Raw genomic sequence first — 17,237 nt, forward strand, 5'->3', positions numbered from 1 at the left:
CTAGAACAGGAATGTCACGCCGACACCGATTAAGCCAAGTGCTGCGATTCCCAAAGAAATGTTGCGCATGTTCTGGTTGTTCTGAATCTTGTCGTGCTGGTCGCTGTACTCTTCGGGATTCGAAGGAGCCTTGTCACGTTCTGTCTTGGCCTTGTTGTTGTACACGGCCGCCAACACGCCACCGGCCACCGCCACGGCACCAGTAATAGCCAGCGGAATCCAGTGAATCCTTATCCCGGAATTTTCCTTCGCGGCAGCTTCCTTGGCAGCCTTCGCCGCGTCTTCCTTGGCCTGCATTTCGGCAAGGTCCTTCTTGAGCGTATCTTCGGCAGAAGCAACCGCAGGAGCCGGTTCAGCCACGAACTCAGCATCGGCATCGCTCGAATCGCGGATAACGGCCACCTTCTCGGCGGCAAGTTTCGCGGAATCGCCCACGGCAATCGTCGTAGATTCTTCCTTGATAGACGCCATGACCTCGGTGTAGGACTTCTTTTTCTTGGGCTTGCCCCAAGTCCAACGACCGACCAAGTCCTTGTCCTGGTAGACCGACGTAAATTCCACGCGGCCCTTGAAGTTCTGCATTTCGCCATCGGTACCCAAGGGCAGGTTCACCTTCTTTTTCGGGAGGTTCACGATGATATGGGAATAGTTACGGCCCGTAGGCAACGCGGCCACACTGAACAGCTGGGTACCATTCAAGTAATAGTAGCCCGGCACGGACTTGTTCATGTCGAGGTAGAAGTCCAGGAATTCCGGTTCGACGACAATCTTCACGTTGGCCTTGGCCTTCACGAGGGAGTCGTTGATGATATTCACTGACTGCAGGAAAAGCGGGGCGAACTCGTCACCGGACTTGCGCAGCACGATATCGCCGCACTTGTTGAGCCAGCGTTCCATCATGCGGCGCTGCTGTTCCATACGGCGGGAATCGAAATAGAGGTTGAAATTATAGGTGGCGTCGAAAGCGCCTTCCAGGTTCAGCGGTTCCAGGTCCAGCGAGCCGTTCAGCTTGAGCAACTGTTCCTTGGAAACGACAACGCCGCCCAGGGCCGTGGCACACACCTTGATCTGTTCCGTACGTTCTGCCAGAGAGTTGCCCATCGCGATGGAGCCCAGGCGGAGTTCGCCGGTCACCTCCATGTACTTGGTTTCGAAGGCGGGAAGTTCTACGGCATAAAAGTGGCTACAGGCTTCGTCCAGGACTTCGTTGATGGAAATCATCGAGCACCGGTCGTTCATTTGCGCAATCTTGTTGGCCTCGTTCCACAGGGAATCCAGCTCGGCACTGCTGCCCAGTCCCTGTTTCAAGCTTTCGAGGTCCTTCCGGATAGCCGCAAATTCTTCGGCATCTTTCACGAAGATGGATGCGGTAGGGTCAGCCCACGTCACAGACACAAGAACGGTCAAAAAGAATAAAAATCCAAGGTGTTTCATAGTCGCCTATGGGTCCTTTCTGTTGTCAAAAATTTTGTAACTAAAATGTATCTTTTTTTTAGCTGGAATGTACCTAAAGCGCCCAAAAAGTCCGCACAAATCGGGAAAAAGTGATTTTCGTTATATTTTTCTATATTAGGAGCGCATTTCGACCGCCCAGAAGGGGAAAAATGAGCGAAAACTACAAATACGGTTTTGTAACGGATATCGAGAACGAGGCCTTCGAGAAGGGCCTGAACGAAGATGTTATCCGCAGGGCGTCCAAGCTCCGCGGCGAGCCGCAGTTCATGCTCGATTTTCGACTGAAAGCGTATGAAAAGCTCAAGACCATGAAGCAGCCGAACTGGGGCGAACTGAACTTTGCGCCGGTCGATTTGCAGGACATCGTCTACTACTCCGCCCCGAAGACCAAGAAGAGTCACGAGAAAATCGAGGACGTGGACCCGGAGTTGCTCGCGACCTTCGAAAAATTGGGCATTCCGCTCGACGAACAGAAGCGCCTTGCCAACGTGGCCGTAGACGCGGTCTTTGACTCGGTAAGCATTTATACCAGCCACAAGAGAAAGCTCATGGAGATGGGCATCCTGTTCTGTAGCATCAGCGACGCCATCAAGGAATACCCCGAACTCATCGAGGAATACCTGGGAAGCGTGGTCCCGGCTGGCGACAACTACTTTGCGGCCCTGAACAGCGCGGTGTTTGGCGACGGAAGCTTCGTGTACATCCCGCCCGGAGTCAAGTGCCCGATGGACCTTTCCACCTACTTCCGTATCAACAACAAGGAAGCGGGCCAGTTCGAACGCACATTGATTATCGCCGACGAAGGCGCTAGCGTGAGCTACCTCGAAGGCTGCACCGCGCCGGAATTCAGCAGCAAGCAATTGCACAGCGCCATCGTGGAACTGGTAGCGAAGGATAACGCAAGCATTAAATACTCGACCGTGCAGAACTGGTACGCGGGCGACCGCGAGACGGGAGCCGGTGGCGTGTACAACTTTGTCACCAAGCGCGGAAAGTGCGCGGGCAAGAACAGCCGCATCAGCTGGACGCAGGTGGAAACCGGTTCCGCCATCACCTGGAAATACCCGAGCTGCGTGCTGCTGGGCGACAACTCCGTCGGAGAATTCTACAGCGTGGCCCTCACCAACGGGCACATGCAGGCCGATACCGGCACCAAGATGATCCATATCGGCAAGAACACCAAGAGCACGATCATCAGCAAGGGTATCAGCGCCGATTACAGCAGCAACGCCTACCGCGGCGAAGTGAGCATCCGCAAATCCGCCACGGGCGCACGCAACTACACGCAGTGCGACAGCATGCTGGTTGGCGACAAGAGCGCCGCGCACACGTTCCCCTACATCACGGTCGCAAACGCGAGCTCCACCACCGAACACGAAGCGACCACGAGCCGCATCAGCGAAGACCAGCTTTTCTACTTCGAGAGCCGCGGCGTCAAGCGCGAAGATGCCATACAGGCGATGGTCGGCGGGTTCTGCAAGGACGTGTTCAAGGAACTCCCGGGCGAATTCGCGACCGAAGCAAGGCAACTGCTGACGCTGAAGCTCGAACACAGTGTAGGCTGATGCATCGTAACGCGTCATCCTGAGTGGCGAAGCCGCGAAGGATCCAGGACCGATTTACTTCCAACACATTACATCATAATGACTGGATCCTTCCTCCCTACGGTCGTCAGGATGACGACTCCTTTTTTCTATAATATCAAACGATGAATACTTTGGAAGAAATTTTCGAGGCGCAGGGAAAAAAGCGCTGGGCAGTCGCGGGTACGACCGCGAAAGAACGCATCGCCAAGCTGAAAAAACTGCGCAAGGCAATCGTCGCACGCCAGCAGGAATTCTACGACGCCGTCTGGGCCGATTTCCACAAGCCGAAGACAGAAGCCTGGCTGACCGAAGTCTTCCCCGCCCTCGAAGAGATTGACTACGCCATCAAGCACCTCCGCAAATGGATGAAGGACAAGCCCGGCAAATGGAGCTGGCTTTTCCCCTTGAACAAGAGCATAAGTCATTTTGAACCGAAGGGACGCGTGCTCATCATGGCGCCGTGGAACTATCCCTTCCTGCTGTTCATCTCGCCCATCGCGGCAGCCATTGCCGCAGGCAACGTCGTCATCGCGAAGCCCAGTCACAAGACACCGCATGTTGCCGCGTTCCTTGAATCGCTTATCGCAGAAGTGTTCGCGCAAGACGAAGTCGCCGTAGTGCAGGGAGCCGGAGCCGAAGTCGGAGACGCATTGCTCGCCCTCCCCTTCGACCATGTATTCTTTACCGGGAGCCCGAGAATCGGCGCGCACGTCGCGGAATGTGCAGCGAAGGTCCATGCCGGCGTCACGCTCGAACTCGGCGGCAAATCGCCAACAATAATCCTCGAAGACGTAAATGTTGCAGATGCCGCCAAGAAAATCGCCTGGGGCAAAAGCCTGAACGCAGGCCAGACCTGCATTGCGCCGGACTATATGCTTTGCCCGCGCAGTCTTGTGCAACCGCTCGCCGATGCGATTGCAGACAACATAAGGAAAATGTACGGTGATACGGAAGATACCCGCAAGAATTGCGAAAACTTCGTGCACATCGTCGAGAGCAAGGCAGTCGAACGCCACAAGGCGCTCATGGAAGATGCGGCTAAAAAAGGCGCGACAGCCGTCATCGGCGGAGCAGTTAATTGCGAGATTGCGGGCCGCTATACGCCCGCGACCGTACTCACCGGCGTTACGCCCGACATGGACATCATGCAGTGCGAAATTTTCGGGCCCATTCTCCCGATTGTCGCCTACGACACGCTCGAAGAAGCTATTTCGTTCGTGCAGAGCCGTCCAAAACCGCTCGCGCTGTACATCTTCGGGAAATCAAAGCGCGACACCAAGCGCGTGATGTGCGAAACCACCTCCGGTTCCACCTGCGTGAACCACTGCATCTTGCAAATCGAGAACCTCTCCGTGCCTTTCGGTGGCGTGGGCATGAGCGGCACAGGGAATTACCACGGGATTTACGGGTTCAAGACATTCAGCCACGAACGCAACGTGATGCACCAGGGCACATTCGACCCCATGCAGTTCTTCTACCCGCCCTACCACAAGGCAAGCGACAAGAGCCTCCGCGCCAAAATCCAGCGGATAGCAAAGAAGATTCTAGGGTAACAGCGCCATCCCGAATGCTGTATTGAACAGTGTCATCCTGAGTGGCTAAGCCACGATATACGAAACTAGGCAATTTATTGCCTTAGTTGAGTTAAGCTGGGCCTACCCTTCCGTATACAGTTTCTTCATCTCGTCGGTGATGGCCATGGGGCGGCCGCGGTTCAGGTCCACGAGCACCCACTGCGTCTCGGATTCGAAAATCACCTTGCCGTCGGAGATGCGCTCGAACTGGCACTTGCGCAGGCACGCCACGCGGCCATAGGCAGCCACCCACGTAGTCCCGCGGATTTCATCGCCCAGAAAAGCCTGGTTCTTGTATTCCACGTGCTGCACATGAATCATCCAGCCTGCGCCGAGGTTCTTCATCAGGGCCGTACCGCCGACCGATTCGGAATGCGCGATGGCGATATCCTGGATCCACTTCACCGACCAAACGTTGTTGAAGTGGTGATTGTCGTCAATCATCTCGGGCGTCACCTTGAAAACCTGAGAGAACTGCATCGGGTTCACGGTATCTTCCATCGCAATAGCCATAATAACCTCCGTTTGGGAGAAAGATAAAAAAGTTACTAGTTCCTAGTTACTAGTTTCTAGAAAAACAAAAAAAACTACAGTCAACTAACAACAAGAGACTAATGACTAACAACTATCGACCAAAAACTATTTCTTAATGTTATATTTACAAAGAGAAGCATGACGCCGCGTTTTTCGCGGTCCGTCTAAAGGAGTATTTATGGATTGGAACGACTTTACGAGCCTTACCGCAGAAGATATGCGGGCGATTTGGGATTTCAATACGAAGGACCCGTTCTCCATTTTGGGCATCCATCCGCTCGAGACGGACAGGGGAATCAAGACGGTCATCCGCACATACCAGCCGCAGGCAGCCTTCATCCGCGGCGAATCCTGTGACGGCGAAGTTGAATTCGACTTCGTGAAGCTCGGCGATACCGGATTCTTCGAAGCCATCCTCGACATGGAATACGAGCCGTTCTTCTACAACCTGATTATCAAGCAGGGCGACGGCATCGAGTACACGCTCACCGACCCGTACGCCTTCCAGCCCGTACTTAGCGAATTCGACCGCCACCTGATTTCTGCAGGCACGCACTACGAACTCTACCGCAAGCTGGGCGCGAACCTCGTGGAACACCAGGGATTCAAGGGCGTACAATTCGCCGTGTGGGCCCCGAACGCCCGCGCGGTCTCCGTCGTCGGCAACTTCAACAGCTGGGACGGCCGTCGCCACCAGATGCGCATGCTCGGCAGTTCCGGAATCTGGGAAATCTTCATCCCGAACCTCGGCGAAAACGAACTCTACCGCTTCGAGATTCACGGTGCCGACGGAAACCTGCACGTGAAGGTGGACCCGCTTGCAAAACTCGCAGAAGTACGCCCGGCCACCGCCTCCATCACGACGCACCTCGACGGCTATGAATGGGGCGACGACCTTTACATGAAGACTCACTGGGCAACCAAGGTTTTTGGAAGCCCGATGAACATCTACGAGGTGCACGCGGGCTCCTGGAGGCGAGACCCCGCGAACCCCGACCGCTTCCTCAACTGGGATGAACTTTCTGAACGCCTCATCCCCTACCTGAAGGAGATGGGCTACACGCACGTGGAATTCTTGCCGCTCGCGGAACACCCGCTCGACGAATCCTGGGGCTACCAGGTGACCGGGTACTACTCCCCCACGAGCCGCTACGGCACGCCCGACCAGTTCCGCCACTTTGTGGACCTCTGCCACCAGAACGAAATCGGCGTGATTCTCGACTGGGTCCCGGCACACTTCCCCAAGGATGCGCACGCGCTTGGCCGCTTTGACGGCACCGCCTGCTACGAGCACGCCGACCCGCGCCAGGGCGAACACCCGCACTGGGGCACTTACATATTTAACCTGGGCCGCAACGAAGTCAAGAACTTCCTCATCGCGAACGCGATGTACTGGCTCAAGGAATTCCACTGCGACGGCCTCCGCGTCGACGCCGTGGCATCCATGCTTTACCTCGACTACGGCAAGGGCCCCGGCCAGTGGGTCCCGAACAAGGACGGTGGCAACATCAACTACGATACCATCGAGTTCCTGAAGCACCTGAACAGCATCATGGGCCGCCTCACGCCGCATGCCATCCTGATTGCCGAAGAATCCACGAGCTTCCCCTCCATCACGCGTCCGCCTGAACAGGGAGGCCTCGGATTCCACTACAAGTGGAACATGGGTTGGATGAACGACTTCTTGAGTTACATCGAGCACGAACCCATCCACCGCAAGTACCACCACAACCAGCTGACCTTCAGCATGATGTACGCATACAGCGAGAACTTCATCCAGGTGTTCAGCCACGACGAAGTGGTGCACGGCAAGGGCTCCATGCTCCGCAAGATGCCGGGCGACAACTGGCAGCAGTTCGCGAACCTGCGCCTCACCTACGCGTTCCAGTACGCGCATCCGGGCAAGAAGCTCAACTTCATGGGCAACGAGTTCGGGCAGTGGCGCGAATGGAACGAGAAGCAGTCGCTCGACTGGCACCTGGTCAGCTGGGACAGCCACGGAAAGCTCTTGCAGATGATGAAGGTATTGAACCACATCTACAAGGAAAACGCGCCGTTCTGGGAAATCGACCACTACTACACCGGTTTCGAATGGATCTGGTGCGACGACGCCGACAATTCCATCGTGAGCTTCGTGCGCAAGGACGACCACGGAAACCAGATCCTGTGCGTTTTCAACTTCACGCCGGTGGTCCGCAACGACTACCGCCTGGGCGCCCCCTCGCGCGGCGCCTGGAAGGAAATCTTCAACACCGATTCCGACATGTTCGGCGGTAGTAACGTCGGGAACTTCGGCGAAGTCTGGACGCAAGACATTCCGTGGCAGAACAGGCAGTGGAGCTTGAACATCCAGCTCCCGCCGCTCGCCGCTGTGTACTTCAGGCTGGAACGATAACTGCTGTCAGTCCACCCAGACACAGTCAAGGGCTATGGGGCCTTGATACGTCTGTCGTGGTCTGTACATAGGTACTCCAGTAGCATTAACTTTGACAAAATGCCAAACCAAGCCCAACGCGACATACGGCGTAAAACCTTGGGCTTCGTGGATATCGGAGACGTTCATGTTATGGAAAGCGAACTTCATGCGAACACTGAATCGCTGTACAAGAGTCTGCCTTGGTTGAATAGGCTCCCCAATATGGTTCGGTAAAATCAAATCCAGGTAACCACCCGCGCCATACCGGAAATAGCTTTCCCCATCATACGTATCGTCATGTCGGAAATGCTTTTCCAATTTCGAAAAGCCTAGATTGCCAAAGACAGCGCTTTCTACATACCTTGTCTTTAGCCATAAATAGCCGAACATTAAATTGGCACCAAAGTCCGAAAAACCGAAGGCGTCGTTTTTGGAATCATAGCGGCGGATATCGGTTTCCACACCAAGAATTCCGCGGTTTATATAAACGCCGAGTCCCAGGTCTACACGCCACTTCGGTTGCATATCCTGGAAATCCCCCAGCAAAAACTGACGTCCCAAATCCATTGACATGTTAAACCTGAAGCGCCCTTCTTCCTTTACAACCAGTCCTGGCAATTCAGAATTCACGATTTTCTTTACCGCATCACAGACCTTTTTTCCATCGGCCCTAGAATCCCTTTGTGCAGCATCACAATACGAGCCGTCTTCATACACCGCTCTCACGTTCCTCGCCAAAACAGAGTCAAGTTCATCCGTATAAAAGAATTCATTGTAATCGTCGTTGTAGTACCTTATCGAATCCCGATTTTCAATAAAACCGTAGTCGCGAAGCAGAATTTTGAGAAGGATTCTTGAACGTGGCGACATGTCCGCAGAATCGGCAAGTTCCCCCGCAGCCGCGAAATTTCCACTTTTGACAAGATCCTTCATCTTTTCGCGCACCATAACGGAAGGTCGTAATACGACATCGTACTTTATCCGACGCGGGAAAAAGCGAAGCGTATCAAGCTTGGCATTTTCTAACGAAGAATCAATGCTTCCCGAGAATCCATCCAAGAAGAATATCCTTTTTTTGAAGTCACAGTTGTTTTCTCTTATGGTATTTATCATCCGCTGCGACAATTTCCACGACAATGAGTCACGAGTAAAATCGGGTCCAACATAGGCAAACGCAAAGACATTCTTCATGGATTCTTCGGGTTTCGGTTGCACCCAGGCCTTCATTTCCTTATCAAAAAAGCGTTCCACCCGAATCACCTGGTGCAAAAGCACTGCACCCTTAATTGTCAGGGCGGCATAGCGTTTTTCATACATGTCGCGCAAAGGCTCGGAAACCTGCGACAAAGACGCATCCACTTTTTTCGACTTGAAATCGCTCCACCCCAAGAAAGCCTTATACACCTTCGGGAACTTGTCAATAAAATTCTGGCCCGGTACATTCAAATTACTATAGACCGTTTCAGATGAAATCAATCCATAATAAGCAACAGGCGCCATTTCAAGCTTCTGCAATACAGTCTGCTTCTGAGAAAACTTGTCTGCGACTAAATCAAACTTGACATATTCTTCTGCAAAGCAGAAAGGCAGAAGTACAAGGATAAGCACTACAAGTTGTTTCATTTTGCCGCACCCACGCCATTCTTGAATTCAAATTCAACATTCTTTTCTTTATAGCGAAGCATCACAAGCTCAATAGATCCACCCAACCGGTATCCGGATGCATCTACAAGGTGATCGGCTTTAACATTCCTCATCCCGCCCCTCAACCGAATTCCATACCAATAGTTTCCAAGCCTTGCAAAAAGGACATCGGCCATGCCTCCGGCACCATACGTAAAATAGTCTTGTCGAGAGTCATCATTGCATTTTTCATCATCATAATCGTCGCAAGCCAATTGGCCAATTCCAATGCCCACCGACAGGAACCCATAAAGGTGTACACGCCTCTTGCTCAAAAACATATAGCCAAGATTAAAGCCAACATTCGCATCAAAGAAATACAAGGAATCTACATCCCTATATTTGCCCGAATATGCATCCAGATTCCATCCGAGCAAGAAATCCTTATACAACATATCTATACCCGTAATTCCGCCAAAACCGGGTTTTACCTTTTTTTCGAGGTCGCCAAACAACTTCGAGAAAGGAAGCCCAAAAGAAAAAGTCGCGAAATTATGCAGGTCCGGTTCGCGCATACTCCAATATTGATCAACAAGATATTTCAACTGCTTCTGATTTGTCAGTTTTGATCTATCCTCCGCAATCTTTTTCGATACCGTCTCCTTATCTTCAAACAATCCCGCAAATAGAATGCGGACAAAAGCCCTGTCGCTCCCATTTTCAATTTCCTTGAGAGTTTCTTCAAAAACACCCGATTTCATCTGCTCGCGAAGATTTGTAGCCCCGAGTCCGTATTGTGGTGAAACAAACATCTTATAGCGGGCAACGGAATCAACATTGCAAAGGAAAGCGAAATCCTTCGCAAAATACTTTACTACAAGTATATCAGCATCATAAAAGACTCTATATGGATATTTTTTTTCGAACTCCTGAGTTTCAGCATAAATCCTCTTGAAATCGTCATAGCGTTTTTCGTGCATAGCGGAACGTGCAGAATCATGCAAGAGGATTGCCGCCCCCATTTGTTCCAACCTCTTTTTAGACTCAGTCTCTTCCGCAGATTCTTGATAATCCTCTACGAACAGATCCATCACGGAATTAAGCGAGAGGGAATCTGCCTGTGCAAAGGAGTTCCCCCAAAAGGCGCCCCATATAAGCAACACGACAAGAATGCGATTTAAGCAAATTCCCATACCTCAAACATACAAAAAGCCCCGGCAAAGCCGGGGCAATTCTTTTCGCGTTTCTGCGATTACTCGAGAGTGATGAGCGTCAGCGTGCGCTTGCCGACCTTGATACCCTTGGAGATATCGACAGTCTTAGCCTTCTTGGACGGATCGTTCGTCCAGCCTTCCTTCAGCTTCTCGGAGGTCTTGTCCAGGGTCTGGACCTTGGCCTTGCCCTTGAAGCCCGGAATGTCGAGCTTGATGTCGAAGTCGCTGTAGGGGCTCTTGTTCACGAGCAACAGCTGGTTCTTCTTGCCCTTCACAGTCCAGTAGGCCGTGAGGAGAGCATCTTCGTCACCGGAAATCGTCGTCTTCATGAGCTTGCCGCGGAGAGCGTCAGAAGCCATCTGGAAGGCCCAGTAGCTCGGACGCGGGCAGTTCATGCAGTTTTCACCGGAACGGGTCAGGTAACCGTAGTCACCGCCTTCCGGAGTGATGTCGTTGTGGATATCCCAGTACTGGGCGTTATCCACGTTTTCGGTGGCGAGCATACCGAGGTAGTCAGCGACGAACAAGCCGTTCTCGACAGAGAGAGTCTGCGGGCCCGGGTTGAAGTCGACGGAGTTCCATTCGGTGAGCCAGAGTTCAATCTTCTTATCCTTCTTGTAGTGGGCCGTCCACTTGTCCACGACCTTGTGCAGGCGTTCGTAGATAGCGGTGAGAGTCTGCGGAGCAGAGAGGAGGGCGAAGTCGTTTTCTTCACCGAAGTGCTGCGGATAGTGGTGGACAATGAGACCATCGGCGATGTCACCGGTTTCCTTGAGCACCTTTTCATTCCAGTCGCCTTCGAGAACGCCGAGCACAGCGACCTTGATGGTCGGGTCAACCTTCTTCATGGCTTCGATGAACTTGCGGGCGCGCTTACCATAGATGGTACCGCCGTCCTTACCATACTTTTCGTAGTACGGGTGCCAGTTACCGTAGACTTCGTTACCGATTTCCCAGTAGAGGATGCCGGCCTTCTTGTCGACGTTGGTGTGCTTCACCCATGCAGCAGCTTCCTGTTCGGTGCCGGAACCGAAGTTCACGGTGAACATGGCGTTAGAGCCAGTCTTCTTCAACCATTCGAGGAATTCGTCGGTATCGACCATCCAGTCGTGGTTGTCGAGGATTTCCTTCCAGTGGTCGTCATCAGCACGGAGACCACCCGGGTAACGGACGATACCGTGGTTGATGCGCTTCACGAATTCGCGAGTCTGCACCTTGAAGTTCTTGTTGTCGAGCATGTCGCCATCCCAGAGGGCGGCGTTGATGCCGAACAGGCCACCGGAGATTTCCGGGTTGAGCACGTCGCTTTCACCCTTCACCACGACCTTGATAACAGCCGGGCGTTCCTTAGCCTTGATTTCACGGAGGTTGGTAAGCTTGATGTTGTCTATCTGGAAGCTACCGGCAGTACCTTCACCACTCGGCTTGAAGTCGAGAGCGACGACACCCTTCAGGTCGAAGATGCCGTTTTCCTTGGCGTTAGGCGGCTGGTAGTACGGGAACTTGCCGAAGGTACGGAACGGCACGAGGATCGTGGTCTTGCCCTTCGGAGCACCGACGTTGGAAACGAAGATTTCGTTGCCGGCGTCCTGCACCTGCACGGTGATGGACTGCCATGCCTTTTCGGAGTACACGTCGAACATGATGCCCCAGTGCTTGGTCCAGTCACGGTCGGCGGCCGGGCGCTTGCGCTTTTCCATGTCGAGCACGACGTCGACCCAGTCAGCGAGGAGGTAGTGTTCGATCTTGAGGCAGTTGCCGTTCATGTTCGGGCAGGCGCCAACGCTATGCTTCAGCTGAGACTTCGGACCAAAGGCCGGTTCCCAGAGTTCGTTTGCGTACTTGCCTTCGAAGTCGGAAATCAGGAGGTCCTTCTCGTTGGACTTGAAGTTATCCCACTTGAGGTCCGGGTCAACCCAGTCGATGTTCGAGGTGAACGTGATCTGGTCCACAAAGACGGTCACAGGAGCCGGCTTGCCCGGTTCGCCCTGGTTTTCGCCCTTGCCCACGGAGAAGCGGATTTCCTGAATCTTGCTCCACTGCATGTCCTTCGCGACTTCGGCCTGCTTGTTGGCGTCCCAAGCCTTGCCCTTGTCCATGAAGCGCTTCAGAGGAATCTTCACGAGCTGCCAATCCTTGCTGACCTTGATCCAGTCGTTGAGGCCGACCTTGGTCTGGCTCTTCACGTCGTTGCCCTGGTTGTCGAGGATACCCACATACAGCTTTTCGCCGCCGAGCTTACCCTTGATCCAGAAGTAGAGGCCGCCCTTGTTGCGGACCTTGGAGAGGTCGATGTACTTGCCTTCACCGAGCGAGTAGGTCACGCCGGACCAGTCGTTGTTGTCGATGTACATGGCGAGCACGTTGGCATTGCCCTGAGTCTTGGACTTGGCTTCACGCTGGGCGGTAAGGCCACCGTAGCTGTAGCTGAAGCCCTTGAGCTGGTTGTCGTAGAACGTGGCGAGGGTCTTGGCCTTGCCGTCAAGCTTTTCCGGGTTCTTCGGGCCGTCGATGACGTCCTCGTTTTCATCCCAGTAGATCATCTTCTTCTTCGGCGGAGCCTTCTTGTTGCCCTTCACGATCTCGATGTTGTCCACCCAGATGTTGAAGTCGCTGGCGCCGCTCTTGTCGATGGAGAAACGGATTTCAGCAATCTTGTCCCAGTCGATGCGGGCCGGGAATTCGGACTTGCGGGTGTTGTCCCAGTAGAGACCACGGTCCGGGAAGTCCACGAGAGGAATGGAAACCTTCTTCCAGTCCTTCGTCACGGCACCACCCTCGATGTACTTGTTCATCGGGAGCACGACCTGCGTCTTCTTGCCGTCGCTGACTTCTTCGTCGAGGAGGCCGATCTTCACATTTTCGCCGCCTTCCTTGCCCTTGATCATGAACTCGACCTTGGAATCAAGCATGTACTTGTTCAGGTCGAAGAATTCGTTGTAAAGGCAGACGGACGCACCGGAGTATTCCTTCGGGTCCAGGTTAATCTGCAAGGCAGCCTTGGACTTGTAACCGCCATCCTTCGTGATGGTGATGCCCTTGCTCTTGCCGCCGTACGCGTAGTCGAAACCACCCGGACGATACTGCTCGTCGAAGAACTTGTAGACGACCGTCTTCGGCTTCTTCGGCTGAGCCATTGCAGCCACGCTTACACCCAGGAGGATGACAGACGCGACTTTCAATGTTTGCTTGATCATATGTCGTTCCTTGTTTATTGTTTGTTTCTCTTGAATTTAAAAACTTGAAATAAAAAAGGGCACACGCCTAGCGATTTAAGCGTGTACACCTGAAAACACTACTTGGCTTCCTTGAGGAGCTTTTCGACGAGGTCCGGAGAGAAGCGGTCCTGGCGCTTGCCGTTGATGTAGAAGTTCGGGGTACCCTGGACGCCGACCTTCACGCCCAACTGGAAGTCCTTGTCGATGCGGGCATCCATGGCGGAGTCGAGGACCATGTCCTTCTTGAACTTTTCGACATCGAGGCCGATTTCCTTGGCTACGGCGAGGTAGGTGGAATCGCTGAGTTCGCGGCTATGCGGAGCGAGGGCATAGCGGAATTCCCAGAACTTGCCCTGCTTGTGGGCAGCGATGGAAGCGGCAGCGGCAGCCTTGGCATTGGCGTGGAAGCTGAGCGGGAAGTGCTTGTACACGAACTTGATCTGGTCCGGATATTTCTTGTTGAGTTCCTGCATCGTCGGGGCGATACGGGAGCAGTACGGGCACTGGAATTCGGTAAATTCGACGATGGTGAGCTTCGGGTTCTTGGTATTGCCGAAAACCGGGCTGTCTTCGTCGGGGATGTCCCAGACCTTGTTGTCGGCTTCCATTTCGGCACGGGCGGCCTCGAGCGAGATGCCGCGCTTGTCGAGAGCGTACTTGATAACCTCGAATTCTTCCTTCAAAGTGTTGAATTCCTTTTCAAGATTGTCCAGTTTGGCCTGGGAACCGAAGGTTCCGCCAGCAGAAGCCTGGTTACAAGCGACAAGACTGATGGCGATAATGGCCACGGCAATAATAGAGAGACGTTTCATTATGTGTCCTTTTGATGTGAATGTCCAGCGGGCGCAGTCCGCCCACATATCCGGGAAAAAATATATAAAAAAGCCTAAAACGAATGTAACGCGGAATCGATTCGCGGGGTAATCATGACGCCACCCCCGTTATGGAGATGGTCCCAGTCAAAGGCCAAGGAGTCCGGATAATCGTGATCTCCCATCTTATTTTCGTCCAAAAGCCTAAAATTGGGGTATTCTGCCGACAAGGCGTTAATTTCTTCGATCAGGCGGGGCGCTTCGGACCTGCGGAGGCCGTACCGACCGTAAGACCCGGTCTCCCTGTAGATGGGGCTCTGCGGGAAAATGACCCCGAGGACCTTGATGCCGTTTTCGCGGGCAGTCGAAAGCATCGAGACAAGGTTGTTGAAATTCCTGTAGTAATCCGCCGCCAGGTTGTCCATCCAGTTGCTGTCCACTTCAAAATCCGGCTCGGCGCCCCAACCGATATTGGGCGGCGTAATCTGCATACCACGATTATAGGTATACTCCTCGATAGCCTTGGGCGGGTTGTAGCTAATCTCGTTGTATTCGCGCATTCCCTTGGGGTATCCCGATTTCCAGAAATCGTGATTCTCGTCGTAGACATACCCGGGGCAACGTTTGTAATCTTCGGCAAAGAAATTGTACTGGATCGTCATTTCTGAACGATACCAGCGGTCTATATCGAGCCCAACGACAATCGCCTTCACGTTATGCGCCAGCGGGACGACATAGTTTTCAAACAAAAAGCGCGATTCGTACATGATGTTCGGGACATTCGACATGTTGATGGCGAAGATATCCGGACCGAACAGAGTCGCATCGACCCCACAGGACGGTCTAGAAGATCCGAAGACGACTACGTTGATAGAGTCCAGGTACTTCCAGAACAGGTACATCTTTTCGCGGAGCACCAGCGTCTTGACATCCGAAGATTCCAGCAAGTAGACAGCGGCGCTGTCCGGGTCCAAATCCGAGACGGACGGATCCAGGGCATACCTCTCTCCCACCCGCATGTCCGGCAGCCACAGGTCTTCGCCGGAAACCAGTTCCAGGATTTCGGATGTTTCCATATCGACCAGGACAATCTTTTCGTGAGCCCCGTTGGGGTTAGCGAGAGTTGCAATGGCCAGCTTGTCCGAAACCCATTCCGTGTGGTCGAACGAATACCCTGCCGGAGCCCGCACGGACTTGACCAGGCGTCCGGCACTGTCGACAACGAGAATCCTTTCGTGCGTCCCATATTTTTCGCCGGTAAATTCCCGACCACGGCTGCCGCCAAAATCCAGGAAAAGCGTCTGCGCCGTCTGGGCCTGCAGCGAGGCGTTGCAAGCCTGCAGGCTATCGTACCATACGTACAGGGAATCGCCCCTGCGGGCACGGAGAAGCCGCGCACCGCTTACGGCAAGGTTTCCGTCTGCCGACACGCCTCCGTTAAAAGTTCCGTCATGGATTTTTTCGGGAGTCCCGAAACCGCCTAGACCAAAACGCACCTGCCATGTCGATTCTGCAAGCCAGGCGGTTCTGTCGGTATTGTCGCCCGTCCCGGAAACATACACGATAACCGTATCGCCACCCGGCAATACTCGCCAGCGCGGAATGGCTGCCGACTCCACCTGCAAGCGCACCGCCGCAGAAGTGTCCGTTCCCAGACGGCGGACGTACAGCGAAGATTTCCCTGCGACGCCTTCCATCTTGGTACAGAACGCGACCCATTTCCCGTCCGGAGAAATCGCCGGATGGTACACGTCCAGCGTGTCCTCGATTTCTTCTACGACATTGCCACCCGAAGCGTAATCGATGTAGGCCAGGTTGCCCGTCATCTCGTTCCTGAAAGCAAGCTTCACGCTATGGGTGCCGGTCATCGCCTTCAGCGTCGCCGACGACGCCAGCATGTTCAGTTTGGACTGCCTCATCTTTCCCGTAGAACTGAGCCATGTTCCATTGGGAATAGCGCCCAGAGCCAGGCGGAACCCGACATAAGAGAACTTGTTCGACGCATTCACGACATAGACATCGCCACGGGAGTAGGCCTTGATCCAAGCCGAGCCCTTGCCTACATGGCCGCCCTTCACTAGCCTTTCGTTGAGAGCCCCGCCGTTTTCGGAACCCAGGTAGTTGTTGGCGACAACGCTACTGTCCAGGGGGCCCATCCAGTCATTAATCCATTCGGCCACGTTGCCTTCCATGTCGCAGACACGGAAACCGTTCTTTCCGAGCGAGCAGACTACGTGCGAATGGCCTTCCGAATTGTCGAGGTTCCAGCTAGACGAGACATTCCACCCGTTCGACGCCACAAAAATCCATTCGGCCTCGGTCGGGAGCCTGTACGCCTCGACTTCGGGATGGAACACCAGAGATTCCATGTGGATGCAGTTGCCCGCGGAATCGAACTGGAGACCGGTATAGCTATAGGCGGTATCCATTCCCTCGCGGACGCTACGGGCGTTGGCATACAAGAAGGCGTCGTACAAGGTGACGTTAATCGCGGGGAGCGAGCTCCCGACATTCCAGGGGTTCGCATCCCGGACAGTCTTGTCCATGAGCGACAGGTATTCTTCCTGGGTGACTTCGTGCTCCGAGATGTAGAAGTCGTAATCAAACGTAACCTTCGCCTGCGGGCGTTCCTTGGCGGTAGCTTCCGGACTATTGGTCCCCAGGTAGCCGGACTTGCCGGCGGCAGCGATTTTCACCATTCCCGAATACGGGGAGACTTCCGTTTTTTCGACATATCCGTCGGTACTGTTCGAACACGCGAACAGCAAGACGCCTAAAGCAAAAAGTCCAATAGCACGCATACCC

At 53.8% G+C, this 17,237-nt stretch carries 10 protein-coding genes; 3 read left to right on the forward strand and 7 right to left on the reverse strand.

Annotated features, from left to right (window positions below; translation table 11 throughout):
• Complete coding sequence (locus tag B3M32_RS11655; protein WP_290747094.1) at positions 1-1,407, reverse strand: hypothetical protein; 1,407 nt, start codon at positions 1,405-1,407, stop codon at positions 1-3.
• Between the two features lie 197 nt (positions 1,408-1,604).
• On the opposite strand from B3M32_RS11655, the gene sufB reads away from it, so the two are divergent.
• Both sufB and B3M32_RS11665 read left to right on the forward strand, forming a co-directional pair.
• Positions 1,605-3,020, forward strand: a complete 1,416-nt coding sequence (sufB, locus tag B3M32_RS11660) for a Fe-S cluster assembly protein SufB (RefSeq protein ID WP_290747095.1) — start codon at positions 1,605-1,607, stop codon at positions 3,018-3,020.
• Positions 3,021-3,163: 143 nt separating this feature from the next.
• Positions 3,164-4,594, forward strand: coding sequence for an aldehyde dehydrogenase family protein (locus tag B3M32_RS11665; protein ID WP_290747096.1), 1,431 nt, complete (start codon positions 3,164-3,166; stop codon positions 4,592-4,594).
• A gap of 102 nt (positions 4,595-4,696) precedes the next feature.
• On the opposite strand, the gene B3M32_RS11670 is transcribed toward B3M32_RS11665, so the two are convergent.
• Positions 4,697-5,128 carry an acyl-CoA thioesterase gene (locus tag B3M32_RS11670; RefSeq protein ID WP_290747097.1) on the reverse strand — a complete coding sequence of 144 codons (432 nt, stop codon included), beginning with the start codon at positions 5,126-5,128 and terminating at the stop codon, positions 4,697-4,699.
• A 199-nt stretch (positions 5,129-5,327) separates the two neighbouring features.
• Here B3M32_RS11670 and glgB point away from each other — a divergent pair, with 199 nt between their 5' ends.
• Complete coding sequence (gene glgB, locus B3M32_RS11675; RefSeq protein ID WP_290747098.1) at positions 5,328-7,544, forward strand: 1,4-alpha-glucan branching protein GlgB; 2,217 nt, start codon at positions 5,328-5,330, stop codon at positions 7,542-7,544.
• Between the two features lie 6 nt (positions 7,545-7,550).
• Here glgB and B3M32_RS11680 read toward each other — a convergent pair whose 3' ends face one another.
• From B3M32_RS11680 to B3M32_RS11700, 5 genes are all read right to left on the reverse strand, one after another.
• Positions 7,551-9,188, reverse strand: coding sequence for a hypothetical protein (locus B3M32_RS11680; RefSeq protein WP_290747099.1), 1,638 nt, complete (start codon positions 9,186-9,188; stop codon positions 7,551-7,553).
• The gene (locus B3M32_RS11685; protein ID WP_290747100.1) at positions 9,185-10,381 is read right to left on the reverse strand and encodes a hypothetical protein; all 1,197 of its coding nucleotides are present in this window, start codon (positions 10,379-10,381) and stop codon (positions 9,185-9,187) included. The genes B3M32_RS11680 and B3M32_RS11685 overlap by 4 nt, the downstream gene beginning before the upstream one ends.
• Before the next feature lie 59 nt (positions 10,382-10,440).
• Positions 10,441-13,599 (reverse strand): carbohydrate binding domain-containing protein, encoded by a 3,159-nt coding sequence (locus B3M32_RS11690; protein ID WP_290747101.1) that lies wholly within the window; start codon positions 13,597-13,599, stop codon positions 10,441-10,443.
• 98 nt (positions 13,600-13,697) lie between these two features.
• Entirely contained in the window at positions 13,698-14,432 is a 735-nt protein-coding gene (locus tag B3M32_RS11695; RefSeq protein WP_290747102.1) for a DsbA family protein, read from the reverse strand.
• 74 nt (positions 14,433-14,506) lie between these two features.
• Entirely contained in the window at positions 14,507-17,233 is a 2,727-nt protein-coding gene (locus B3M32_RS11700; protein WP_290747103.1) for a TIGR02171 family lipoprotein, read from the reverse strand.
• Positions 17,234-17,237: the final 4 nt, after the last annotated feature.

Origin of the sequence: Fibrobacter sp. UBA4309 (assembly GCF_002395745.1) — a bacterium.
In the GTDB taxonomy this organism is placed as follows: Bacteria; Fibrobacterota; Fibrobacteria; order Fibrobacterales; family Fibrobacteraceae; genus Fibrobacter.

What these genes read in the sequence shown, in the direction of transcription:
- sufB (WP_290747095.1), top strand. Translation starts at nt 1,605, where the DNA reads ATGAGCGAAAACTACAAATACGGTTTTGTAACGGATATCGAGAACGAG.
- B3M32_RS11665 (WP_290747096.1), top strand. Translation starts at nt 3,164, where the DNA reads ATGAATACTTTGGAAGAAATTTTCGAGGCGCAGGGAAAAAAGCGCTGG.
- B3M32_RS11670 (WP_290747097.1), bottom strand. Translation starts at nt 5,128, where the DNA reads ATGGCTATTGCGATGGAAGATACCGTGAACCCGATGCAGTTCTCTCAG.
- glgB (WP_290747098.1), top strand. Translation starts at nt 5,328, where the DNA reads ATGGATTGGAACGACTTTACGAGCCTTACCGCAGAAGATATGCGGGCG.
- B3M32_RS11680 (WP_290747099.1), bottom strand. Translation starts at nt 9,188, where the DNA reads ATGAAACAACTTGTAGTGCTTATCCTTGTACTTCTGCCTTTCTGCTTT.
- B3M32_RS11685 (WP_290747100.1), bottom strand. Translation starts at nt 10,381, where the DNA reads ATGGGAATTTGCTTAAATCGCATTCTTGTCGTGTTGCTTATATGGGGC.
- B3M32_RS11690 (WP_290747101.1), bottom strand. Translation starts at nt 13,599, where the DNA reads ATGATCAAGCAAACATTGAAAGTCGCGTCTGTCATCCTCCTGGGTGTA.
- B3M32_RS11695 (WP_290747102.1), bottom strand. Translation starts at nt 14,432, where the DNA reads ATGAAACGTCTCTCTATTATTGCCGTGGCCATTATCGCCATCAGTCTT.
- B3M32_RS11700 (WP_290747103.1), bottom strand. Translation starts at nt 17,233, where the DNA reads ATGCGTGCTATTGGACTTTTTGCTTTAGGCGTCTTGCTGTTCGCGTGT.